The following is a 23,505-nucleotide window of genomic DNA, read 5'->3' as shown; positions in this document are numbered from 1 at the left end:
TCAGTACCGCGTCACCGTATCATCTTGTAGACTCGGTCGCATGGCGGAGCTGCTGAGAGACCGGAGTCGCGAGATCCTGCGAGCGCAGCTGGCCGACGCCGCGGCCGACTTCTGCGCCGAGCGCGGCTTCGACGCCGTCACCGTCGAGGAGATCGCGCAGCACATCGGCATCTCGCGCGCGACGTTCTTCCGCTACTTCGAGTCGAAAGAGGATGCGGTCGTCACCTCCACCCGCACCGGTCGCGGCACCCTCATCCAGGCCCTGCGCGACGCCCCCCGCTCCCCTGGCGCGAGTGCGATGGATGCCGTGCGCGCCGCCCTCGAGACCACCGCCGCGCTCGCACGCGAACGCCCGGAGTCGCTGCGCGCGCACATCCGCATGATCTCGGCCACCGCATCCCTGCGCCGCCGACTCGCCTTCGACCGCGCCGAGCAGCGCAAGCAGCTCGACGACGCCCTCGCCGAGCTGATCGGCTCCCCCGTCGAGGCGCAGGCCGTCGCCTCCGCGTCGATGGCCGCGAGCGAGCTCGGCTGGGCGCTCTGGGTCGCCGACGAATCGGCCGACCTCGGCGACTGCCTCGATCGCGCCTTCGACCTCATCGCCCGCGCGAGCGAGGTGCGCCTGGCCTGAGGCGCCGGCGACCGCGAGCGCCACGGGGGGTGTCCGGCGCGATCCCCGAAACGACGAAAGCCCCGCCTGAGCGGGGCTTTCGTGTCGTTCTCCGGTGGACCCAGGGGGATTCGAACCCCCGACCTTCTCATTGCGAACGAGACGCTCCAGCGGGGATCGTCGCCTCTGTTCTCCAGGGTTTGCAGGCCGGAGATCCGACTCGATCCGACTGCATCCGACACCGCCAGTGGCAGGAAAGAGGAAGGTCTTCCGTCTGCTCGAGACGATGCGGCGCACCCGAGAGCCGACCGTTCGACATCATCAGACCCGACCACTCGTTCCTGGCTCGATAGACGGTGAATGACTCGAGCGGCGGCTACGCCCGGATTCGCGACCCGGAACGCCCCCGACGACGCCGGGATGCTCGGGAGATCGTCGCCGACGGCGACGCCGAGTCGTGCTCGACCGGACACTTCCCCGGCGGCGCTGCTGACCGCATCCGCGCCACCTTGGATGGCCTCGGCCGAGCGGCGCGCCCACGGCAGCAGCGCCTCGCCCGCGGCCGTAAGCGACGCTCGCCGCGTGGTCCGCTCGAAGAGACTCTCACCCCAGCTCGGTCTCCAACGCCGCCATGGTCGCCGACGCCGCCGACTGGACTACCTGAAGCTCTCGCTCTGCCGCGGTGAAGCTCCCGAGACGAGCGACCTCGGCGAACACCTGCAGCTGTCGACCGTCACCGTCTCTATCGTCTCAGACGATCAATGCGCGCGGTCCGATTCACCGTCCGTGCGGAGACGCCGTGAATGCCGACGTCAGATCGCGCGAACGGCAGCTCGGCTCCCCCGCGTCCATCGGCGCGTGAGCTGAGTGCCGAGGAGGATGACGATGCCGAGCACGATCGACTGGTCCCAGAACTGGAATCCCATGAGGCTGAGGCCGCTGCTGAGCGCGATGATGACGAGTGCTCCGAAGACCGTGCGCACGACGCCGCCGTGTCCGCCGGCGAGAGCGGTGCCTCCGATGATCGCGGCGGTGATGGCGCGCAACAGCAGGTCGTCTCCCGAAGCGGGGTTGCCTGATCCGAGCCGCATCGAGAGCATCACCCCGGCGATTCCACTGAGCAGTCCGGCGATCGTGTAGGTGACGAGCTTGATGAAAGGCACGTTCACGCCGTTGAAGCGTGCAGCCGTCTCGTTCTGCCCCACCAGCCGCACGTAGCGCCCGTAGCGGGTCTTCGCCAGCAGTACGGCGGTGACGGCGACCACGACGATCGCGAGGACGAAGAGATTCGGCACGGCGGCGATGAAGCCGCGGCCGAAGAGAGTGGCCGACTCGGGCAGGTCTCCCACGGCGGCGGCGGTTCCGCCAGCACCGGCGGCGACAGCCGCGGCGAGGTAGGCCACCGCGCGCACGACGAGGAGCATGCCGAGAGTGAGCACAAAGGGAACGAGCTTGGCGTAGCCGATGAGCAGCCCGTTGAGCACTCCGATCACGATGCCGATCACGACCCCCACCACGACGCCGAACAGCACGCTGCGGGTGGTGCTCATCGCGATCGCGGCGCCGACCGCCGAGCCGGCGACGACCGATCCCACCGAGAGGTCGAGGCCGCCGATGAGGAACACGAGAGTGGTGCCGGTGGCGGCGACCATGAGGACCGAGCTGTCGCGCAGGATGTTGTAGAGGTTCGTCGGGCTCGTGAACCCGTCCGCGAGCAGCGCGAACGCGATCACCGCGATGACGAGAACCGGCACCATCGGCGCCGTGCGCAGGATTCCGGTGAACGGTCGACGGACCATGATCGTGTCTCCTCGAGGTGGTGGAGTCGGTGAGAGGAATGCGGTGGCCGGGCGTGCCCGGCCACCGCACGAGGGCTCTAACTCGCGCAACCCCACACCTGCGACGCGAGCTTGTCGACGTCAGCGGGCGTGTAGGGGGTGCCGGGCAGGAACTCGGCCTTGTTCTTGGGCTTGCCCTTCGCCGCAGCGATGGCGGCCTCGAGAGCGTTCTTGGTCATCGCCGGAATCGGTGTGGCGATGTCCATGTCGACGTACCCGTCCTTGACGGCCTTGCAGCCGTTCGAGTCGCCGTCGATCGCGACGATGTCGACGTGCCCCTCCTGACCGGCGGGCACGAAGCGGTTGGCGGCCTTCAGCGCGGAGTACGCCGGCGGGATCTGACCGTCGGTGGGGATGAAGATGCCGTCGAGGTCGGGGTACTTCTGCAGCGTGTTCTGGATGCCGGTGAGCGCGGGCTCCGGCTTCCAGTCGGTGGGGATCGACGACACGATCGTGATGTTCGGCGCGTCCTTGATCCCCTCGTGCAGACCCGACGACCGGCGGATGCCGTTGTCGTTGTTCAGCGCGCCCTGCAGCTCGAGAAGCTTGTACGGCTTGCCTGCGGCGAGCTCGACAAACTTCTTGCCCGCGGCCAGGCCGTCGGCGTGGGGGTCGCCGCCGACGTGGTAGCTGACCCAGGAAGTCTCGGACGGGGCCTGGTCCAGCGTGACGATCGGCACACCGTCGGCCTGAGCCGAGTCGATGTCGGCCTTGATGGCCTCGATGTCGCTCGGGATCGCGACGATCGCCCTGGCGCCCTGAGAGATGAGGGTCTGGATCTGCGTCGACTGGGTCTGCGCGTCGAGCTGCGCGACCTGGTACTTCAGCTTCACGCCGAGCTCTTTCGCAGCCTTGTCGAGTGCGGCCTTCTCGCCCTCGCGGAACGCGGTCATGTTGTCGAACGAGACGCCGATCGTGATGTCGTCACCGCTGGCCGAGCCGGACGAGGTGCCTGGCACCTCCGAGCTGCATCCGGCGAGCGCGCCCGCCATGACGACCACGGCGCCGACGGCGAACGCCGTCATTCTGGTCTTGCCCATGATCAATACCCTTCGTTGCGTACTGTGTGATCGCCGCGGCCGGTGGCTCAGGCGTGTGCTCCCGCCGAGGTGGCTTCGGCAAGGATCTGCTTCTGTCGGCCGCGTCGGCGCAGCGACAGACGTCGAGTGGTGAGCGAGTCGGCGAGCACCGCGGCGACGAGCACGAGGCCGCGAACGACGTCGTACACGTAGATGGATGCGTCGATGCTGTTGAGCCCGTTGACGATCACCGTCAGCAGCAGAGCCCCGAGCGCGGTGCCGACGATCGAGCCCTTCCCCCCGAAGAGGCTGGTCCCTCCGACGATCACCGCGGTGATGACAGTGAACTCGTAGTTCACGCCGAGAGAGACCTGAAGTGTTCCGATCTGGCCGACGGTCAGGATGCCGGAGATGACCGCGCAGAGCGCCGAGATCACGTAGACGGCGATCCGGAGCCGTCGGACCGGGAGCCCGGTCTCGCGAGCGGATCGCTCAGATCCGCCGAGCGCGACGACCTGGCGGCCGAACACCGTCGAGCGCATCACGAAGGATCCGAGCAGCACGACGACGATCGCGACGATGATCGGCACTGCGATGCCGCCGATGTCGCCACGGCCCAAGGCGGTGATCGGGCCGGCGGCCGCGCGGTCGCCCGCACCCGTGATGTGCAGGGCGATGCCGCGATAGAGCGTGAGCGTCCCGAGGGTGACGAGCAGCGGGTGCACCTTGAGCAGGTTGATCGCAAGACCGTTGAACAGGCCGCAGGCGAGCGCGACGGCGATCGCGACCACGTAGGTCCACCCTGAGGAGTCGCCCGACGATGCCGAGGTGACGCCCGAGGCGGCGATCGCCGCGACCATCGCGAGATTGATGAGCGAGCCGACCGAGAGGTCGATGCCGCCGGTCATGATGACGAAGGTCATGCCGACCGCGGCGACGACGGTGGGTGCCGCCTGCAGCAGCACGTTGCCGACGTTGCCGACGCTGAGAAAGCTCGGCGAGAGCACGAAGAACACGAGCGAGGCGACCACGATCACGCCGAGCAGGACGAGCGATTGAACGGGCACGCGCACGCGGCGGCGCGAGGAGACCTCGGTCATCGGGTTCCCTCCGTTTCGACGGAGCTGGAGGCGGCGCGAAGGATCGCGGTGGCGTCGAAGTCGGCGCGCGCGAGTTCGGCGGAGATCCGCCCCTGCTTCATGACGAGGATGCGATCGCTCATCGTGAACAGCTCCGGCAGGTCGCTGGAAACCACCACGACGCCGACGCCCTGTTCGGCGAGACCGAACACGGTGTGCTGCACCTGAGCCTTCGCCCCAACGTCGATGCCCTTGGTGGGTTCGTCGAGGAGGCAGACCTTGGGGCCGACGCTGAGCCAGCGCGCCAGGATCGCCTTCTGCTGGTTGCCGCCGGACAGGGATCCCAGATCGGCCTCGGTGCCCGCGGTCTTGACGTCGAAGTCCTTGACCAGACGCGACGCGATCTCGTTCTCGACGCGCGACTGGATCCACCCCCATCCGGTGGTGAAGCGATCCATCAGCTGCGAGGTGATGTTCTCGCGCACGGGCCGCTCGAGAAAAGCCTGCTCGTCGCGACGATCCTCGGAGACGAGCACCAGTCCACGCTTCTTGGCGGTGGGGATGGAGCGGCGCTCGAAGGGTCCGTCTTCGAGGATGACTTCCCCCTCGGCGGCGCGAACACCGACGATCGACTGCATGAGCTCGCTGCGGCCGGCCCCGGTGAGCCCGGCGATGCCGACGATCTCGCCGGCACGCACCGAGAAGGAGACGCCGTCGAGAAGCTGATCCTCGCGCAGGTCGCGCACCTCGAGCACGACGGGGCTGTCGGCGGTGACACGGCTGGCGTCGCGGGTGACCTCAGCCAGCTCGCGGCCGACCATGGCCTCCTCGATCTGGTGCGTCGACAGCTCGCCCTTCTCCGCGAGGGCGACGATGGCCCCGTCGCGCATGATCGCGACCCGGTCGCCGACCGCCTCGACTTCTTCGAGGAAGTGGGTGACGTGGATGAGGGCGTACCCCTTCTCCCGCAGTCGGCGCATGACAGCGAAGAGCTGCTGACGCTCGTCGAGGCTGAGCGACGTCGTGGGCTCGTCGAGTACGAGGACGCTGGAGGAGACCTGGATCGCCTTCACGATCTCGACGAGCTGACGCTGACCGAGCGGCAGCTCGCCGACGAGGCGGGAGCTGTCGAGGTCGATTCCCAGCAGATCACGGAAGAGCGCGTCGGTGCGACGCTCGAGGGCGGTCATGCTGACGAACGGTCCACGCGTGCCGAGGTGGTGGATGTTGACGTTCTCAGCGACAGACATGTTCGGGAAGAGGCTGAGTTCCTGGTGGATGGCGCCGAGGCCGAGCTCGGAGGCTCGGGCGCCGCTCCAGCGGGACTGGGTCTCGCCGCCGAACACGATCTCTCCGGAGTCGGAGCTGACGAGCCCGCAGAGGATGTTCTTCAGCGTCGATTTCCCGGCGCCGTTCTCTCCCAGCAGGATCAGGGTCTGGCCGGCGTGGACGTCGAGGTCGAGGTTCTTGAGAACCGGCGTTCCATCGAACGACTTGCTCACGCCGCGCAGACTGAGCAGGGGTTCGGATGCGACGTCGTGCGTCGTCATGTCGGTCTCCAATCGATACCTCGGCGTAGTCGATGGAGCGACTGTACAGCAGGACTACACGCTCGGCAACGCGAGTGTTCGATGCGAGCAAACCGTCGAGTGGCGCTCAGTCGAGCTCCGCGGCGGAAGCGCCACGATTCATGCCCTGCAGCGCATTGAGCACGTCGATGGCGTTGCCGATCCCGCCGCGAACGACCGCCTCCGGCGAGGCAGAATCGGCCGCATCGGGCGGCGTGAAGTCCCGCCGCCCGACGACGAACCACAGCCCGCGGGCGGGCGCGCCGCTCTCATTCGAGTACAGGTGCGGCCGGATCGAGTCGAAGCAGAACGAGTCTCCGGCGCGGATCGTGTGGCGATCGAAATCGAGCTGGAGGATGAGTTCGCCCTCGAGCAGGTAGCCGTACTCGATGCCGGAGTGCCGCATCAGATGCCCGTCGACCGAGCTGCTGCCCCCGGGGCGATAGGTCACGACGAGCGGATCGACCAGGTTTCCCGGTCCTACGGCAAGGCGCTCCCAGCGCACGCCGTTCTCCATGTCGATGATCGGATTGTCGGCGGCACGCTGCACGACATCGTCCGAGGGGAGGTCTTCGGGACGGTCGTCACATTCCGGATCGCCGGAGCCGAGCATCGCCGCCGTGCCGAGGAGGTCGTCGAGCGAGGCCCCGAGATGGTTCACCAGCGCATACAGGGTGCTGACCGACGGCTGCGTCTTGCCGGTCTCGACCTGTGACAGCAGGCTGGGCGAGACGCCGAGCTCGACAGCGACCTTGCGCAGGCTGAGACCCTTCGCCTCGCGCGCCGCCCGCAGCCGCGCACCCAGATCCGCTCGCATTCTCTCTCCTCGCCGGTCGACACCGGAAACGCGAGGATCTCCCCTGATCCGGTGGCGCCAGACTAGTGCACGGCTGGCCGAGCTCAGCCCGAAGTGTTCATCCAGGCCGAACATGTGTTTACACTGGCTCCGTTTAGTGTCGCTGAACATCGCGACGCGTCAGAACAGAGTCGTTCGAGCGAGAGGAACCACATCATGGGCACCGCCACCTCCGGCACCATGGCCGTCGACTGGGAGCAGAGAGTCGACTTCGAGCGCCTTCGGCGTGAGCGGGTCGCGCGACTGCGGGCTCAGCTCGACGCCTCCGATCTCGGCGCGGTGCTCGCCTTTGACTTCGCGAACATCCGTTACATGACCTCGACCCACATCGGCACCTGGGCGATGGACAAGATGATCCGCTTCGCCCTGCTCGCCCGCACCGGAGACCCGATCTCGTGGGACTTCGGCTCGGCAGCGAAGCATCACCAGCTGCACAACCCGTGGCTCAACGAGACCAGCGCCGAACTCGACAGCGACCCGCACGCCGCCCACCACGGCGCCGTCAAGCCGCGCGAGGTCTCGGGCGCCCGCGCGGGCATCTCGGTTCTGCGCGGCGCCTTCCACCCGGATGCGAACATCGCCAGGGAGCTGGCCGTCAAGGTCAGGCGCGAGCTGGAGATCCTCGGGCTGCAGAACGAGCCGCTGGGCGTCGACGTCATCGAGCTGCCGATCCTCTTCGCCCTGCAGGAGGCCGGAATCACGGTGCGCGACGGACAGCAGGTGTTCCTCGAAGCCCGGCGCATCAAGACCGACGACGAAGTCTCCCTGCTCACCCAGGCCGCGTCGATGGTGGACGCCGCCTATGACAACCTCTACGAGTTCCTGCGCCCGGGGATCCGCGAGAACGAGACCGTCGGCCTCGTCGCCAAGACGCTCTACGATCTCGGCTCCGAGTACGTGGAGGGGGTCAACGCAATCTCGGGCGAGCGGTGCTCCCCTCACCCGCACGTCTACTCCGACCGTCTCATCCGGCCTGGTGATCCTGCTTTCTTCGACATCCTGCACAGCTTCAACGGCTATCGCACCTGCTACTACCGCACCTTCGCGGTCGGCTCGGCGAGCGTCGCGCAGCGCGACGCCTACATGCGCGCTCGCGAGTACATGGATCGCGCGATCGCCCTGGTGAAGCCGGGGGCCACCACCGCCGACATCGTCGCGGTGTGGCCCAAGGCCCAGGAGTTCGGATTCCCCGACGAGGAAGCCGCGTTCGCGCTGCAGTACGGCCACGGCGTCGGACTCTCGATCTGGGAGAAGCCGATCTTCTCCCGCCTGGTCTCGTTCGACCACCCCGAGGTGCTGGAGGAGGGCATGGTGTTCGCTCTCGAGACCTACTGGCCCGCCGCCGATGGCTGGGGCGCCGCGAGGATCGAAGAGGAGATCGTCGTCACTAAGGACGGCTGCCAGGTCATCACCAAGTTCCCGGCGGAAGAGCTCATGGTCGCGGGCGGTCGCCGCTACTACACGATCGACGGCCCGATGAACCTGCAGCGCGACTCGCAGTCGCATCTCAACACCAGCTGGGGCCGCGGCGAGGCCTGAGAGAGACGCCCCGTCTTCGGGAGGCGCACGGGCAGGAGAAGCGGGGATGCGCATCGGGTGCGGATCCCCGCTTCGTCGTCGGAGGCGACGCCGATGCGGACGGCCGAGCGGCAGAACGGCCGAGCGACACAGGGGATGTCGGCACCACCACCAGGCGCCGACATCCCCGAGGACCGCTGTCAGATCAGGATCGACAGCGGATTCTCGATGCGGCGCTGGAACGCGCCGAGCCACTGAGCCGCCACGGCGCCGTCGATCACTCGGTGGTCGGCGGAGAGGGCGACGGTCATGACCGTGCCGACGGCGAGCTCGCCGTCGATCACGACCGGCTTCGGCACGGCACGGCCGACAGCCAGGATCCCGGCGTGCGGCGGGTTGATGATCGCCGAGAACGCGGTGATGCCGAACATGCCGAGGTTCGAGACCGAGAACGATCCGCCGTCGAGCTCGCGCTGCTTGAGGCGACCCGCGCGAGCGCGCTCGGCGAGGTCGGCGATGCTCGCGCTGAGCTCGCTCAACGTGAGCCGCTCGACGCCGCGGACGACCGGGGTGACGAGCCCGCCGTCGATCGACACCGCGATCGCCAGGTCGACGCCGGAGAACCGCGTGATGGCGTCCTCGCCCCAGATGGCGTTCGCCTCAGGCACGTCGACGAGCGCGAGCGCGACCGCCTTGACGATGAAATCGTTCAGCGAGAGCGGCTTCGCCGCCGCCTCGTTGACGCCCGTGCGCAGCGCGATGAGCTCGTCGACACGGCACTCGGCTTCGAGGTAGAAGTGCGGAACCGTCGACTTCGACTCGGTGAGTCGCCGGGCGATCGCACGGCGCATGCCGGTGTGCGGAATCTCGGCACTCTCGGCGCCGTGCGGGCCGGCCGAACGCTGCGGCGGCGCTGCGGCAGCAGCGTCGGACGTCGGCACGGCAGCGGATGGAGCGCTGTCAGGAACGTTGGTGCCGCCGACTTCGGTGTTCGCTGGCACCGCATCGACGTCGCGTCGTGTGATGCGCCCACCGGGTCCTGTGCCCTCGACTGCGCCGAGATCGACGCCGCGCTGGCGGGCGAGACGGCGCGCGAGCGGGCTGATGAACCGGCGAGCTCCGGATACCGGCGTCGGCACGGCGGTTGCCTCGGCGCCGGACTCGCCGGTCGCCGCGGCGGGGGTCGTCGCGGCGGGAGCCTCCGAACCGCCGACGGTCGCTGCGATAGCCGCCTCCCCGACGGAAGGCTCGGTCTCGACCGCCGGCACCGCCGACGCGTGGCCGACCTCGGCGAGCACCGCATCGATCGCGTCGTCGCTCTCGCCGGGCGCGAGCAGCACGGCGATCGGCTCTCCCACCACCAGCGTCGCGCCCGCCTTGGCGAGCACCCGCCCGATCGTCCCTGCGGCCTCCGCCTCGTACTCGATGACGGCCTTCTCGGTCTCGATCTCGGCGATCGGAATGCCGACCTCGACGCTGTCGCCGACCTCGACGAGCCAGCTCTGGATCGCGGCTTCGGTCACGCCGGCGAGCGCCGAGGGCATGCGCACGATGCTCGCCATCAGCACATCCCCATTCCGCGGCGCACGGCCCCGAGGCCGGCGACGATCTCTTCGGTGCGGGCGATGGCCGCTCGCTCGAGCACCTTCGAGATGCTCGGGCTGGATCCGCTCCCGGTCACCCGCTGCACGGGCTGGTCGAGCCAGTCGAACAGGCGGCGCTGGATCTCGTCGGCGAGCCAGCCGCCGTAGGACGTTCCCTGGGCTCCCTGCTCGACGATCAGCACCGCGCCGGTCTTCTTGACACTCGTCTCGATGGTCTCCCAGTCGAGCGAAGCGCGGTCGAGCCAGCGCAGGTCGATGAGATCGGCGTCGATGCCGGTCTGCTCGATCGCTTCGGCCGCATGGCCGACCATCGAGAGATAGCTGATGACGGTGACCTCGTCGCCAGTGCGGCGCACCGCGGCGCGGCCGGGCGGCAGGATGTAGTCGAGCGAGTCGGCGGGGACGCGGTCGGCATGAGCGTAGAGGTCGACATGCTCGATCACGAGCACCGGGTCCTCGAGCGCGAGGGCCGCGTTCATGAGGCCGACGTAGTCGGCGGCCGTCGACGGGGCGACGATGCGCCATCCCGGGGCGGTCGCGAACAGGCCCGCCGGGTCCATGAGGTGCTGTGAGCCATAGCCCGATCCCATGGCGACCTTGGTGCGCAGCACGAACGGCACCGGGTTGTCGCCGCCGAACATGTGGCGAGCCTTGCCGACCTGATTGAACACCTGGTCGGCGGCGACCCACATGAAGTCGGGGTACATGAACTCGACCACGGGACGGAAGCGGCCATCGAGCGCAAGCCCGCCGGCGAGCCCGGTGAAGGCGTTCTCGCTGATCGGGGTGCCGAGTACGCGGCCCTCGGCGAGCAGGTCGGAGCCGAAGCGCGTCGCGAGCCCCTTCGTGGCGCCGTTTGTGCCGCCGCCGAGCCGGTGCACGTCCTCCCCCATGACGACGATGCGCGCATCCTCGTCCATCCGGCGCTCCATGGTCTTCGCGACCGCGTCGACGAACTTGATGTCGGTCCACGCGCCGGTGTGGTCGAGGGGATCGGCGACGGCGAGGGCGTCGAGCTCGCTCGCGTCGCCGCGCACGCCCACGTCGACGAACGAGGGGTCGGGCCAGAGCGCGGGGATGATGCGGCGCTTGCCCGCGTTCTCGGGGTCGGCTTCGAGCAACTGGCCGACGGCGGCGGTCATCGCCGTTTGGGCCTGCTGTCGCACCGAGGCGACCGTGGCGGCGTCGACGAGGCCGCGCTTGATCATCTCGTCGGCGACGCGCTCGAGGGGATCACGAGCTCGCCAGCTCGCCTCCTCGTCTTTCGTGCGGTAGCCGAAGGCGCTGCCCGGGTAGGGGCCGTTCTGGTGGAAGAAGCGGTAGACCTCGACTTCGACGACCGCGGGGCCCTCGCCCGAGCGCATCCGCTCGGCGGCCTGCTCCATGGCGAGGTGCACCGCGAGCGGGTCCATGCCGTCAACGCGCCAGGAGGGGATGCCGAAGCCCTGGCCGCGCACCGAGAAACGCGTGTCGGCGCTGATCTCGTCGGATCTGGTCGAGACGGCGTACATGTTGTTCTCGATGAAGAAGCAGACGGGCAGCTTCCACGTCGCGGCGAGATTCATCGACTCGAGCACCGAGCCGATCTGCGCGGCGCCGTCGCCGAAGTAGTTGATGGTGAGGTCGGTCGTGCCTGAGTGGCGCTGCGCCCAGGCGTTGCCGGCCGCCATCGCGGCGCCGCCCCCGACGATCGCGTTGGTGCCGAGCGCTCCGGCCTCGAACCACTGCAGGTGCATCGAGCCGCCGCGGCCGCGGCAGTAGCCCTGGGCGAGGCCGAGGATCTCGGCGAGCGTCTTCTGCAGCACACCCTGCGTGGTGTCGTCGACGAGCGCCGCGAGGTCGAACTCACCGCCGGTGACGTGGGTGAGCGCCTTCGCCAGGAACTGGTGGTGGCCGCGGTGCGAGCCGTTGACAGCGTCGGTGGAGCGCAGGGCGATGATCGAGCCGACGGCTCCGCCCTCCTGGCCGATGGACGAGTGGGCGGGGCCGTGCACGAGCCCCTCGCCGGCGAGTTCGAGGACCGTCTCCTCGAAGGCGCGGATCAGGTGGAGCTCGGCGAGCATCCCCCGCAGCAGCACCGGGTCGGCGCCCTTCCAGTCGGCGGCGGTCGTCGTGAGCTCGACCCAGTCGACGCCGGTCTCGAGTCGGCGGATGCGTGGCATGGCTGCTCCCCGTTGAGTGTGGGCCGACGGTCATCGGCGTCGTCACTGTACGGGCGATTGCATCCAATCTCAAGACCGAGACGAGTCTTTAGCGTCGGCGAACCCATCTCATCGCGGTAATGTATCCAAAATACGTCAAGGAGGTCGATATGCCCCTTCCCGGACTCCGCGGAACCGACCACATCGGTTTCACCGTTCCCGACCTCGACCAGGCCGAGGCATTCCTGGTCGACGTGCTCGGCGGCGAGCGCGCCTACACCCTCGGGACCAAGCGCGCCGACGACGACTGGATGACCCGGCAGATCGGCGTGCATCCGCGTTCCGAGATCACCGAGATCCGCTTCTTCCGCATGGCGAACGGCTCGAACTACGAGGTCTTTCTCTACGACGCCGCCGACGGCCAGGCGCCGCAACCACGCAACAGCGACATCGGCGGCCATCACCTCGCCCTCTACGTCGACGACATGGATGCGGCGGTCGCGTACCTGCGCGAGCAGGGCATCCGGGTCATGGGCGAACCCGTCGCGAGCGTCGGCGCCGCGCTCGGGCAACGCTGGATCTACTTCCTCAGCCCGTGGGGCATGCAGTTCGAGCTCGTGAGCTTCCCTGACGGCAAGGATTACGAGAAGGATGCCGAGCGGACGCTCTGGCATCCGGCGCGACCGAACGCATGAGCGCCGTCGACGACGGCACGGCGACGATCATTGGGACGAAGGAGCACAGCATGAAGGTCGGCATCATCGGACTCGGCGAGATGGGCGCGGCGATGGCCCGACGCCTGCTCGACCAGGGCGTCGGAGTCACGGTCTGGAACCGCACCGCGTCGGCCGCTGACGCGCTCGTCATGCGCGGAGCCGCGCTCGCCGGCTCGGCCGCGGAGCTCGCCACGGGGCACGACCTGATCATCTCGATGCTCGCGAACGACGCCGCCAGCGAGGCCGTGTTCGACGCCGATCTGCTCGCCTCGGCCGGCCGCTCCGCGACGGGTCGCCGCGCGCTGCACATCGCGATGGCGACGCTCAGCGTCGACGCCTGCCGGCGGCTGGCGGAGCTGCACACCGCATCCGGTGTCGATTTCGTCTCCGCACCCGTGCTCGGCCGCTCGCCGCTCGCGGCAGCCGGGAAGCTCAACATCGTCGCCGCCGGCGCCGCCACGGCGATCGAGCGCGCGCAGCCCGTCCTCGATCTGCTCGGCAAGCGCACCTGGGTGCTCGGTGACGATCCGACTCGCGCCGCCCTGGTGAAGATCGGCGTCAACTACAACCTCCTTCACGCACTGCAGGCCATCGCCGAGTCGGTGACCCTGGTCGAGCGCGGCGGGGTCGACCCGTCGGCGTTCGTCGAGATCCTCACCGATGCCGCGTTCACCGGCTCCGCCTATGGCGGCTACGGGCCGATGATCGCCGAGCGCCGCTATGCTCCCCCGGGCTTCACCGTGGGCCTCGGTCGCAAGGACCTCGGTCTCGCGCAGGACGCCGCGGCCGGTCTCGGCGTCGACCTCGCCGTCGCTCCCGTGCTCGCCGAGATCTTCGACGCCGCCCTCGCGCGACCCGATCTGGCGGAGCTCGACTGGTCGGCGGTGGCCGAGATCACGCGCGACGGCGTCGTCGGCCCCGCCGCTCCGTCCGACGCGAGCGCGTGACGCCGACCGCGCGAGAGGCTGTGCGCATGGCTTCGACCCCGACCGCGCCCGATGCGCCGGCCGTGATCCCCCGCGATGGCGGAGCGAGCGAGCGCGTCGCCGAAGCGCTGCGCACGGCGATCCTGCACGGCGAGTACCCGCCCGGCACGCGCATCCGACAGGAGGACGTCGCCGCGCAGCACGGCGCGAGCCGACTGCCGGTGCGCGAGGCGCTGCGCCTGCTCGAGGCCGAGGGCCTGGTGCGACTGGTGGCGAACACCGGCGCCTGGGTGTCGAGCCTGAACCTCGACGAATGCGACGAGCTCTACCGCATCCGCGAGCGCATCGAGCCGCTCCTGCTGACCTACAGCATCCCCGCCCTGAGCGACGACGCGATCGCCGAGCTGGGTGCGCTCGCGGCGCGGATGGAGGCGGGAGTCGCCGTCGAGGAGTTCCTCGAGCTCGACCACCGGTTCCACCTCGCGACCTATTCGGGCGCCCGCACCCTGACGCTCGGCGAGACCGTGGAGCGCCTCTGGAATCGCACTCAGCACTACCGTCGGCTCTACTCGCTGGGCCTCGACGCCGACAGCAACCGGATCGTGCACGATGAGCATCACATGCTGGTGCGGGCGATCGAGAGCCGCGACGCCGACGACGCGGAGCGCGTGCTCGCCGGTCACATCCGTCGCACGCGCCTCGAGCTGGCGCGCCACCCGCACATCTTCGACTGAGCCCATGCCCTGCCCAGGCTGTTCACCTATACTGAACGCGTTCACGTCAGGCAATCAAAGGAGATCACGTGATCCGGCACATCGTCGCCTTCGATCTCGTCGCCGAGGACGCCACCGCGCGCGCCGAGACCGTCAGCACCATCCGCGGGCAGCTCGAGCCGCTCGCCGGAGTCATTCCGGGCGTGCTCTCGCTCGAGCTCGGTGACGACATCGGAGGCATCCCAACGCACTGGCCGCTCGTTCTCGTCACCGAGCACCCCGACCTCGAATCGCTGCAGGCCTACCAGGCGCACCCGGCGCACCAGGCCGCAATCGCCGCGATCGACCCGCTCGTGCGCACCCGCGCCGTCGTCGACTACGCCCGGAGCTGAGGCGTGCCGCACATCGCCATACTGGGCAGCGGCGCGAACGGCGCCGGAATCGCGTGCGACCTGGTCGACGCCGGCCACGACGTCACGATCATCGAGCAGTGGCCCGAGAACGTCGCGGCGCTGCGCGAGCACGGGATCCGGGTCGATCTGCCCGACGGAACCCGAGCGACCGCGCCCATCCGCGCGCTCAACCTCTCCGATGTCGCGACCCTCCGCGGCGAGCGCTTCGACGTGGTGCTCGTCGTCATGAAGGCCTACGACACCCGCTGGGCCTGCCAGCTGATCGAGCCCTACCTGGCGCCCGACGGCATCGCGGTCGGGCTGCAGAACGGCATGACCGTCGACATCATGAGCGACGTGTTCGGACCTCATCGCACGCTCGGCGCGGTCATCGAGATCGCCGCCGCCATGTGGGAGCCCGGCCTCGTCGAACGCCACACCGGACCCGCCGGCACGTGGTTCGCCGTCGGAAGCCTCAGCGACGCGACCGTGGGTCGCGAGACCGAGATCACCGACATCCTGCGGCACGCGGGCACCGCCGTGGCTGTGGACGACATCCGCAGCGCCAAGTGGATGAAGCTCGTCGTCAACGCCGCCGAGCTCGTCACCAGCGCGATCGTCGACCTGCCGCTGCTGTCGGCCGCACGCCTCCCCGGCATGCACGACTTCATGCTGAAGACCGGCAAGGAAGCCATCCACGTCGCGGTGGCGAGCGGTCGATCCGTCGTGCCGATCTTCGGGCTGACCGACGTCGATCCGGCGAACCCGGACGGCTTCGTCGAGTCGATGCTCGACGCCGTCTACACGCAGTGGTCGCTGCCGAAGACGAAGACGACCGTGCTGCAGGACTGGCAGAAGGGACGCCGCGGCGAAGTCGACCAGCTCAACGGCTATGTCGTCGAGATCGGAGCCCAGGTCGGGGTCCCGACGCCCGCGAACCAGCGCACCGTTGAGATCGCGCACCTGATCGAATCGGGTGAGATCGCCGGCTCGCCGGACAACCTCCAGCGCCTGATCACGGGTATCTGACCCTTCCGTCCCGCCCGCGGGACAGCGAGAGAGCCGGGGAGCGATCCGCTTCCCGGCCCTCTCGCTGTCGCCAGCGTCATGACCTCAGCTGAGCACCTCACCGCCGGTGACGGCGGCCACGATGAGCGCAGGGCTCGGCACCTCGACCAGCCACGTCGCAGCCGCGCCGAGGTCCTCCGGCCGACCGAGACGCCCGGCTGGCACGCTCGCCGAGCGCTCGGCGAGCACCTGGTCGTAGCTGATCCCTGCAGACGCGGCCATGCCCTCGAACGCCGATCGCAGCAGCGGCGTCTCGGTCGCGCCCGGACACAGCACGCGAAGGCGCGGCGCACCTCCCGCGGCGACGAGGCCGCGCGCCCATCCGATCAAGGCGAACTTGGAGGCGCAGTACGGCCCGTTATTCGCCTCGGCGACGAGTCCGGCCTGACTCGAGATCACGACGAAGGCCCCGCCGCTGGCGCGGACGCGCTCGGCGAGGGCGTCGTAGAGATGGAACACGGAGACGGCGTTGATCCGCATCGCCCGCTCGAGGAACGCGCGGTCGGTTCCCGCCAGGTCACGAGCGGCCGCGATGCCGTGGGCTGCAAGCACGGAGTCGACGCCGCGGCGCTCGCTCTCGGCGACGAGGCGCGCGGAATCGGCCGCGTCCGTCATGTCGCCCTCGATGTCGACCGGATGAGCCGCCGAGCCGCGGACATCGTGACGCACGACCTCGTGCCCGGCGGCTTCGAGAGCGGCGGCGATCGCGGATCCGATACCCCCGCCGGCTCCGGTGACGAGCACGCTCACGGGCGCACCTCCCGCAAGTCGTAGGTGGCGCCGCGCGAGAAGTCACCGTGGTCGCCGGTGAGGTAGGCGACCGTGCGCTCGCGCGCATCCGCCTGCCCCTCGGTCGACACGAGCAACGTGAGGGCCGGGGCTTCCGGACCCGACTCCAGCGTGTGAGCCTGCATCAGCCCGCGCACGGCCTCGACGAAGGCCTCGGTTCCCGGCAGATGCGCGGAGTCGAGGTCGTCCGCGAGACGGACATCGAGGATCGAACGGCCACGCGGAACTTCCGCGGTCGCGGCGTTGATGTGCTCCAGAACGGCGAAGACGCCGTCGGTCAGCAGCGCGTCGCGATCCTCGCGCGCGGCGCCCGCGCGTGCTCGCACGACCGCGATCGCGACTCCGCCGCCGAGAGTCGCCTCGATCGCGAACGGCGCCGTGGAGGACGAGCTCGACGTCGCGGTCACAGAGTCGCGCTCGACTCGATGTGCGCCTTGATCGTGACGGTGCGGTCGTGCGCCGCCTCGATCGCCTTGAGCGAGTCCGCCAGATCGAAACGGCCGGTGACGAGCGAGCTCAAGTCGAGGCCGGTGGTCGAGAGGAAGCGCAGTGTGGCCGGCCAGGCGCCGGGCGCGCCGATCAGGCCGGTGATGAAGAGCTCCTTCGACTGGATCAGGCCCAGCTTGGCCGGCGCGTCGCGGCCCACATCGATGCCGACGTAGATCACGCGCCCCTGGAACGCGGCGAGTTCGAGCGCCTGCGCCATGACCTCGGGACGACCGCTCGCTTCGAGCACGACATCGGCCCCGCGTCCACCGGACAGCTCGGCGAGCTTCGCCACGATGTCCTCAGGAGCGACGGCCGAGTGCGCGCCGAGCGCGATCGCCGCATCGCGACGCGATTCCGACGGCTCCACGACGATCGTTGTCGCGCCGAGCGCGGCCGAGGCCGCCGCGATCATGAGGCCGATCGGCCCGGCGCCGAGCACGACGACGACGTCGCTCGCATCCACGTTGCCCGCCTTGCGCAGCGCGCCGTAGGCGACGCTGAACGGCTCCACGAGCGCGGCGTTGGTCCACGAGACGTTCGCGGGCACTTCGTGCAGCCACGCGGACTTGGTGACGAAGAACTCGGCGCCGGCGCCGCTGATCGAGAACCCGAAGTGGTCGAGCCCGATCACGCACTCGCCGACGACCCGGTCGCCGGGGGCGAAGTCGGTCACCTTGGCGCCGACCCGCACGACCTCGCCGGCCCACTCGTGGCCGGGGATGATCGGATAGCTGAAGGGGATGATGTATCGCCCCTCGAGCAGCTCGATGTCGGAATGGCAGACGCCCACGGCGCGCAGTGCGACGAGGACCTCGTCGTCGGCGATGTCGGGAACGGGCAGGTCCACCATCTCCGCGGTGTCCTGGGCTGTGAACTGCAGTGCCTTCATGGCGGCCTCTCTTCGGTGAGCGGGTGATGGCGGGCTGCGGCGGCGACCGCCTCGAAGCGACGAAGCGCGAGCACACACCCGTGTACAGTATAGATGAACACTCTCGGATACCGTGGCGTGGCCGAGAACCGGCAGACCGATGATCGGGGAGTCGATGGCGAACGAGCCTGGTGGCGCGCGCATGAACCGGGACGCCGCCCTGGGCAGAGGACCGGTGCCACGACCAGCCGATGACGACCTGCCGCGCGCCCGGTCCGCGAGAACCTCCTCCTGGGCGTTCGGCATCTGGATGTTCACCCTCGCCGCCACCTTCGCGGCCGGTATCGCCACGCAGAATCCGCTCTTCTTCTACGGCTGCGTCGGAGTGATCGCCATCGGCGCCCCACTGACCTGCGTCGCCGCGGGCGTGCTCGATGAGCCGAGACGTTCACCCCGCTGATTCCCGTCACCACTGACACACGCGAGCCCTTCGAGTTGCGCGGATCGTTGCCGGGCTTGGTCACCGTCCAGACGTGGGAGCCGTCGGGGACGACCGCGCGCTCGTTCGGGTCGCTGCTCGTGACGATCACCGCCTCTCGTCGTCGAGCAACGCGAGTATGCGCCGGCAGACCCGTGTGCGCACGCAGACACACGTCCCGCACGGCACGAGTTCGTGACGATCGGACCTCAGCCGAACCTTCTGGCTCATCCGCGCATGTCACGAAGTCTCGGTGGAGGCACTGGTGGGGCCAACGACCGCGAGGGTTGCGGATGTCCGGCGATGTCCTTGTCGCCGAGCGGCCCTGATGCCGGCGACGCGTTCGCCGAAAGTGCAGGCCCGAAATGGAAGGCCGCGATATCTCGCGGCCTTCATATTCGTGGAAACGGTGGACCCAGGGGGATTCGAACCCCCGACCTTCTCATTGCGAACGAGACGCGCTACCAACTGCGCCATGGGCCCGGAACTCGAAAAGCCTAGCATCCCGGAGCCGCGCCGCCTGACCATCGCCGGCGCCGCATCCACCGCCGCGGAGTCGGCCGGCGGCCCGACCGGCGGCTCAGCCGGCGAGTGCCGGTGCGAGCAGGAAGATGCGCAGCTCGCGGCCGCTCGAGCGCTCGTAGCCGCGGTACCCGGGCCAGTTCTGCTCGAGCTCGGCCCAGACCTCCTCGCGGCGCACTTCCGGTACGAGCGCGGCGCGCACCGGCACCTCGTTGAGCCCGATCGTGATCGAGGCGCCGGGATGCGCGAGCAGGTTCGCGGTCCAGGCCGGATGCGACTCCCGCGCGAAGTTGCTGCCGGTCACGTACCAGCCGCTCCGCGTCGGGCAGCACATGAGCTTCACCGAGCGCGGCTGGCCGCTCTTCGCGCCGGTCGTGTGCAGCTCAAGCGAGGGCACGACGAGCCCGCTCGAGATGACCCGTCCGCCGGTCGCGCGGGTGAGCATCCGCTCGAATCCGGGCATGACGCTCGGGCCGACGCGACGGAACAGCCGCGTGCGCGAGAAGGCCGCCACGGCGGGGCGGAGCGCGCGAGGGAGCATGCGGTCATCCTCCTCCGCGCGCCACGCCGCCGCCACCGGCACCGCCGGCCGCTGAGGGCGCGGCCAGCGCCGACGCCGCTACAGCCGCTGCTGCCGCGACAGCACCGTCTGGATGATGACGACGACCGCCAGAAACCCGCCCGACACGATCGACTGCACCGACGAGGTGAGCGATCCGACCTGGTTGATCACGTTCTGGATGACGCCGAGCAGCAGCACACCGGCGAGCGTGCCGACGAGCGAGCCCTTGCCGCCGGTCAGCAGCGTGCCGCCGATCACAACCGCCGAGATCGCCGACAGCTCGAGCCCGACGCCCACGACCGGGACGCCCGACGACGTGTACGCGGCGTTGAGCGCGCCCGCGAGCGAGGCGGTGAGCCCGCTCAGCACGTAGACCGACAGCTTCACCCGGGCGACGGGCAGACCCATGAGCGTCGACGCGTTCTCCGAGCCGCCGACCGCGATCACGCCCTGGCCGGTGCGCGAGCGGGTGAGCAGCACGATGCCCACGACCAGCAGCACGAGGCCGATCACGACCGGCCACTCGATGCTCGCGAAGCCGCCCTGGCCGATGCCCTTCAGCACCGGGTCGGTGATGAGCGGGGTCGTCGACCCGCCGTTCGTGATCGCGAGCACGATGCCCCGCACGGCGAGCAGTCCGGCGAGCGTGACGATGAACGGCGCCATGCCGCCCCAGGCAACGAGAGCGCCCTGGATCACGCCGATCACCGCTCCGACGACGAGCGGGACCACGAGCGCGGCCACCCATCCCCACTGCGAGGCGTAGGCGGCGAGCACGCCGCCCAGCGCGAACACCGATCCCACCGACAGGTCGATGCCGCCGGTCACGATCACGAAGGTCATGCCGATCGCGACGATCAGCAGGAACGACGACTGCAGCAGGATGTTCGTCAGGTTCGTGACCGTGAAGAACGTCGGGAACGAGAACGCCGCGACGATGACGACGATCGCCAGCACGATGGGCGCACCGAACGACTGCACGACGCCGACGGCGCGCTCGCGCGCCAGCTGCGACGACGAAGCGGGGCCGGCACTCGGCTCGATCGCGGTCATTTGCTGAAGACCTTCCCACGCTGGATGTAGACCGCGACCACGATGATCGCCGCCTGGATGATCTGCGAGTACGCGTCGGGCACGTTGTGCTTCACGAGCGTCGCCGTGATGATCTGCAGCAGCAGAGCGCCCGCGACGGTGCCGGCGATCTTGACCTGGCCGCCGCTCAGCGGCGTGCCGCCGACCACGACGGCGGTGATCGCCGACAGCTCGATCAGGTTGCCGATCGTCGACGGCACCGAGGCCGCGAGACGGGCCGTGCCGATGATGCCGGCGACGGCCGCGAGACCGGCGCAGACGAGGTAGATGACCAGCAGGATGCGCTTCACCGGGAGGCCGGCGAGCTCGGCGGCGCGGCGGTTGCCGCCGATCGCGACGAGCTGCTTGCCGAAGGTCGTGCGGTTCACGAGCACCGCGACGATCGCGACCAGCGCCGCCGCGACCAGCACGGCCCACGGCACGCCGAGGATCGTGCCGCGCCCGAGCGCGAGCACGCCGGGGTCGATCACGGGGCGCAGCTGCTCCCCCGCGACGAGCAGCGCGAGTCCGCGCCCGGCGACCATGAGCGACAGCGTCGCCACGATCGGCTGCACGCCGATGAAGGCGATCAGCGCGCCGTTGACCAGGCCGATCACGAGGGCGGCGACGATCGCGATGAGCAGCGCCGGCAGGAATCCGTAGCCGATGTAGAGCGGCAGCACGGCCGCCGCCATCGCCATCGCGGCGCCGACCGAGAGGTCGATGCCCTCGGTGCCGATCACGAGGGCCATGCCGAGCGCCACGATCAGCACCGGCACGACCTGCACGAGCTGCGTGCGCAGGTTGTCGACCGTGAAGAAGTTGGGCGTGAAGATCAGGTTCGCCACGAGGATGAGCACGATCGCCAGGTAGACGCCGTACTTCTGCAGCAGCTTGAGCGCCGAGCCCTGGCGCGGCAGCGGGATGGTGACCGAGCTCATGCGCGCTCCTCCGTCGGGGTCTCGGGGGCCGCATCCGAAGCAGTGGATGCGGCGGCTGCGGTCGAGGTCGCTGCGCCGTCGCCGGCGATCGCGTCGAGCAGATGCTTCTCGTCGACCTGGTCGCCGGTCAGCTCGGTCACGACCTGGCCGTCGCGCAGCACGACCACGCGGTCGGCGCCCTCGACGACCTCCTCGAGCTCGCTCGAGACCAGCACGATCGCGAGGCCCTCCTTGGCGAGCTCGTCGATCAGCGCCTGCACCTCGGCCTTGGCGCCGACGTCGATGCCGCGCGTCGGCTCGTCGAGCAGCAGCACCTTGGGGCTCATGGCCAGCCAGCGGGCGATCATGACCTTCTGCTGGTTGCCGCCCGACAGCTCCGACACGGCCTGGTCGGGACTCGAGGCCTTGATGCGCAGGCGGCGCATGAACACGTCGACGACCGCATCCTGGTTGCGGCGCGAGCTGAAGCCCGCGCGCGACAGGCGCGGCAGCGCGGCGAGCACGATGTTGTCGCGCACCGAGAGGCCCGGGATGATGCCCTCGGCCTTGCGGTCCTCGGGCAGCATGACGATGCCGGCGCGGATCGCCGCGGGCACCGATCCCGAGCGCACGGTCTGGCCGTCGATCACGACCGAGCCGCGGTCGAGCTGCATCACGCCCGAGATGCCCTTGAGCGTCTCGGAGCGCCCCGCGCCGAGCAGGCCGCCGAGTCCGACGACCTCGCCCGGGCGGATGCTGAGGCCGACGCCGTCGATCTGGTGACGGCGGCTGAGATCGGTCGCCGTGAGCACGGGGGTCGCCTCGCTCACGTGCGACTCCTCGCCGAACGCGGTCGCACCGCGCTTCTCGACGGCGTCGACGCTGCGGCCGAGCATCTTCGACACGAGCTCGACGCGCGGCAGGTCGGCGAGGTCGCCGACGTGCACGACCCGACCGTCGCGCAGCACCGTGACCTTCTCGCAGACGCGGTAGATCTCATCCATGCGGTGGCTGACGTAGACGATCGCGATGCCCTGCGCGCGCAGCATGCCGATCACCCGGAACAGCGTCTCGACCTCGGCGGTCTCGAGCGACGAGGTCGGCTCGTCCATGATGACGACGCGCGCGTTGATGCTCACGGCGCGGGCGAGGGCGACCATCTGCTGCACGCCGAGGGCGAGGCTGCGCAGCGGGCGGCGCACATCCACCTGGATGCCGTAGGTGCCCAGCAGCTCGCGCGCATCGGCGTACATGCGGCGGTGATCGATGAGGCCCAGGAACCCGCGGGGCTCGCGGCCCAGGAAGATGTTCTGCGCGACCGACATCAGGGGGATCAGGTTGACCTCCTGGTAGATGGTCGACACCCCCGCCTTCTGCGCGTCGAGCGGTCGGGCGAAGCGGGCGGGCTCGCCGTGCAGCGCGAGCTCGCCGTCATCCGGCTGGTAGACGCCGGTCAGCACCTTGATCAGCGTCGACTTGCCGGCGCCGTTCTCGCCCATGAGCGCGTGCGCCTCGCCGGGCAGCACCGTGAAGTCGATGCCGTCGAGCGCGGTGACGCCCGCGAAGCGCTTCGACACGCCACGGGCCTGCAGCACGGGCGAGGTCGACGTGGTCGCGGGGGTGGATGGGGACTGCACCGTCACAGTCGGTCCTTCTTCCTCGGGTCTCGGGTGGCCCGGTCGGCGTGCAGGGTGCCTGCCGGGCCGGGCACGGGTGCGCCGGCCCGGCGGATCCGTGGTGGTGGACCCGCCGGGCCGG

23 protein-coding genes and 1 tRNA gene are annotated in these 23,505 nt (G+C 69.6%); 8 read left to right on the top strand and 16 right to left on the bottom strand.

The window, feature by feature from the left end; all coding sequences use genetic code 11:
* Positions 1 to 40: 40 nt before the first annotated feature.
* On the top strand, positions 41 to 631 hold the full coding sequence (locus tag FJ658_RS06750) for a TetR family transcriptional regulator (RefSeq protein WP_141144598.1): 591 nt from the start codon (positions 41 to 43) through the stop codon (positions 629 to 631).
* A 582-nt stretch (positions 632 to 1,213) separates the two neighbouring features.
* Here FJ658_RS06750 and FJ658_RS16975 read toward each other — a convergent pair.
* The 6 genes from FJ658_RS16975 to FJ658_RS06715 all read right to left on the bottom strand — a co-directional run bounded on the left by FJ658_RS16975 (position 1,214) and on the right by FJ658_RS06715 (position 7,045).
* Positions 1,214 to 1,327 (bottom strand): LysR family transcriptional regulator, encoded by a 114-nt coding sequence (locus FJ658_RS16975; RefSeq protein ID WP_219995726.1) that lies wholly within the window; start codon positions 1,325 to 1,327, stop codon positions 1,214 to 1,216.
* A gap of 95 nt (positions 1,328 to 1,422) precedes the next feature.
* Positions 1,423 to 2,409 carry an ABC transporter permease gene (locus tag FJ658_RS06735; RefSeq protein ID WP_141144597.1) on the bottom strand — a complete coding sequence of 329 codons (987 nt, stop codon included), beginning with the start codon at positions 2,407 to 2,409 and terminating at the stop codon, positions 1,423 to 1,425.
* Between the two features lie 77 nt (positions 2,410 to 2,486).
* A complete protein-coding gene (locus FJ658_RS06730) occupies positions 2,487 to 3,488 on the bottom strand; it encodes a sugar ABC transporter substrate-binding protein (RefSeq protein ID WP_141144596.1) in 1,002 nt (333 codons plus the stop codon).
* A 47-nt stretch (positions 3,489 to 3,535) separates the two neighbouring features.
* Positions 3,536 to 4,567, bottom strand: a complete 1,032-nt coding sequence (locus FJ658_RS06725; protein WP_141144595.1) for an ABC transporter permease — start codon at positions 4,565 to 4,567, stop codon at positions 3,536 to 3,538.
* Positions 4,564 to 6,096 (bottom strand): sugar ABC transporter ATP-binding protein, encoded by a 1,533-nt coding sequence (locus FJ658_RS06720; RefSeq protein WP_141144594.1) that lies wholly within the window; start codon positions 6,094 to 6,096, stop codon positions 4,564 to 4,566. The genes FJ658_RS06725 and FJ658_RS06720 overlap by 4 nt, the downstream gene beginning before the upstream one ends.
* Positions 6,097 to 6,202: 106 nt before the next feature.
* Positions 6,203 to 7,045 carry a helix-turn-helix domain-containing protein gene (locus tag FJ658_RS06715; protein ID WP_219995725.1) on the bottom strand — a complete coding sequence of 281 codons (843 nt, stop codon included), beginning with the start codon at positions 7,043 to 7,045 and terminating at the stop codon, positions 6,203 to 6,205.
* A gap of 81 nt (positions 7,046 to 7,126) precedes the next feature.
* On the opposite strand from FJ658_RS06715, the gene FJ658_RS06710 reads away from it, so the two are divergent.
* Positions 7,127 to 8,509, top strand: a complete 1,383-nt coding sequence (locus FJ658_RS06710) for a Xaa-Pro peptidase family protein (RefSeq protein WP_141144593.1) — start codon at positions 7,127 to 7,129, stop codon at positions 8,507 to 8,509.
* Positions 8,510 to 8,688: 179 nt separating this feature from the next.
* Here FJ658_RS06710 and FJ658_RS06705 read toward each other — a convergent pair whose 3' ends face one another.
* Both FJ658_RS06705 and FJ658_RS06700 read right to left on the bottom strand, forming a co-directional pair.
* Positions 8,689 to 10,050 (bottom strand): dihydrolipoamide acetyltransferase family protein, encoded by a 1,362-nt coding sequence (locus FJ658_RS06705; RefSeq protein ID WP_141144592.1) that lies wholly within the window; start codon positions 10,048 to 10,050, stop codon positions 8,689 to 8,691.
* Positions 10,050 to 12,254, bottom strand: coding sequence for a thiamine pyrophosphate-dependent enzyme (locus FJ658_RS06700; protein ID WP_141144591.1), 2,205 nt, complete (start codon positions 12,252 to 12,254; stop codon positions 10,050 to 10,052). Before FJ658_RS06700 ends, FJ658_RS06705 begins: the two co-directional genes overlap by 1 nt.
* Before the next feature lie 149 nt (positions 12,255 to 12,403).
* Between FJ658_RS06700 and FJ658_RS06695 the strand changes: the two genes are divergently transcribed.
* From FJ658_RS06695 to FJ658_RS06675, 5 genes are all read left to right on the top strand, one after another.
* On the top strand, positions 12,404 to 12,928 hold the full coding sequence (locus FJ658_RS06695) for a VOC family protein (protein WP_141144590.1): 525 nt from the start codon (positions 12,404 to 12,406) through the stop codon (positions 12,926 to 12,928).
* Positions 12,925 to 13,896, top strand: a complete 972-nt coding sequence (locus FJ658_RS06690) for an NAD(P)-dependent oxidoreductase (RefSeq protein WP_141144589.1) — start codon at positions 12,925 to 12,927, stop codon at positions 13,894 to 13,896. The genes FJ658_RS06695 and FJ658_RS06690 overlap by 4 nt, the downstream gene beginning before the upstream one ends.
* Positions 13,897 to 13,922: 26 nt before the next feature.
* A complete protein-coding gene (locus FJ658_RS06685) occupies positions 13,923 to 14,609 on the top strand; it encodes a GntR family transcriptional regulator (RefSeq protein ID WP_141144588.1) in 687 nt (228 codons plus the stop codon).
* Positions 14,610 to 14,677: 68 nt separating this feature from the next.
* Positions 14,678 to 14,980, top strand: coding sequence for a Dabb family protein (locus FJ658_RS06680; RefSeq protein WP_181408349.1), 303 nt, complete (start codon positions 14,678 to 14,680; stop codon positions 14,978 to 14,980).
* 3 nt (positions 14,981 to 14,983) lie between these two features.
* Positions 14,984 to 16,009: a ketopantoate reductase family protein gene (locus FJ658_RS06675; protein WP_141144586.1), complete on the top strand. Its 1,026-nt coding sequence runs from the start codon at positions 14,984 to 14,986 to the stop codon at positions 16,007 to 16,009.
* An 84-nt stretch (positions 16,010 to 16,093) separates the two neighbouring features.
* Here FJ658_RS06675 and FJ658_RS06670 read toward each other — a convergent pair whose 3' ends face one another.
* From FJ658_RS06670 to FJ658_RS06660, 3 genes are read right to left on the bottom strand one after another with little or no spacing between them, the layout of a single operon-like run.
* Positions 16,094 to 16,798, bottom strand: coding sequence for an SDR family NAD(P)-dependent oxidoreductase (locus FJ658_RS06670; protein ID WP_141144585.1), 705 nt, complete (start codon positions 16,796 to 16,798; stop codon positions 16,094 to 16,096).
* The gene (locus tag FJ658_RS06665; protein WP_141144584.1) at positions 16,795 to 17,244 is read right to left on the bottom strand and encodes a hypothetical protein; all 450 of its coding nucleotides are present in this window, start codon (positions 17,242 to 17,244) and stop codon (positions 16,795 to 16,797) included. The genes FJ658_RS06670 and FJ658_RS06665 overlap by 4 nt, the downstream gene beginning before the upstream one ends.
* Positions 17,241 to 18,215 carry a zinc-binding dehydrogenase gene (locus FJ658_RS06660; RefSeq protein WP_141144583.1) on the bottom strand — a complete coding sequence of 325 codons (975 nt, stop codon included), beginning with the start codon at positions 18,213 to 18,215 and terminating at the stop codon, positions 17,241 to 17,243. Before FJ658_RS06660 ends, FJ658_RS06665 begins: the two co-directional genes overlap by 4 nt.
* Positions 18,216 to 18,369: 154 nt before the next feature.
* Here FJ658_RS06660 and FJ658_RS06655 point away from each other — a divergent pair, with 154 nt between their 5' ends.
* Positions 18,370 to 18,654 (top strand): hypothetical protein, encoded by a 285-nt coding sequence (locus FJ658_RS06655; RefSeq protein ID WP_141144582.1) that lies wholly within the window; start codon positions 18,370 to 18,372, stop codon positions 18,652 to 18,654.
* Positions 18,655 to 19,082: 428 nt separating this feature from the next.
* On the opposite strand, the gene FJ658_RS06650 is transcribed toward FJ658_RS06655, so the two are convergent.
* From FJ658_RS06650 to FJ658_RS06630, 5 genes are all read right to left on the bottom strand, one after another.
* Positions 19,083 to 19,155 (bottom strand) — tRNA-Ala (locus FJ658_RS06650).
* Between the two features lie 97 nt (positions 19,156 to 19,252).
* The gene (locus FJ658_RS06645) at positions 19,253 to 19,735 is read right to left on the bottom strand and encodes a nitroreductase family deazaflavin-dependent oxidoreductase (RefSeq protein WP_141144581.1); all 483 of its coding nucleotides are present in this window, start codon (positions 19,733 to 19,735) and stop codon (positions 19,253 to 19,255) included.
* Positions 19,736 to 19,813: 78 nt separating this feature from the next.
* Positions 19,814 to 20,809 carry an ABC transporter permease gene (locus tag FJ658_RS06640; protein ID WP_141144580.1) on the bottom strand — a complete coding sequence of 332 codons (996 nt, stop codon included), beginning with the start codon at positions 20,807 to 20,809 and terminating at the stop codon, positions 19,814 to 19,816.
* Positions 20,806 to 21,768, bottom strand: a complete 963-nt coding sequence (locus FJ658_RS06635) for an ABC transporter permease (RefSeq protein ID WP_141144579.1) — start codon at positions 21,766 to 21,768, stop codon at positions 20,806 to 20,808. The genes FJ658_RS06640 and FJ658_RS06635 overlap by 4 nt, the downstream gene beginning before the upstream one ends.
* Positions 21,765 to 23,390, bottom strand: a complete 1,626-nt coding sequence (locus FJ658_RS06630; protein WP_255447605.1) for a sugar ABC transporter ATP-binding protein — start codon at positions 23,388 to 23,390, stop codon at positions 21,765 to 21,767. Before FJ658_RS06630 ends, FJ658_RS06635 begins: the two co-directional genes overlap by 4 nt.
* Positions 23,391 to 23,505: the final 115 nt, after the last annotated feature.

It is taken from the genome of Schumannella sp. 10F1B-5-1, from assembly GCF_006517535.1.
Lineage (GTDB): Bacteria > Actinomycetota > Actinomycetes > Actinomycetales > Microbacteriaceae > Schumannella.
This window is presented reverse-complemented; position numbering and strand designations above follow the sequence as displayed.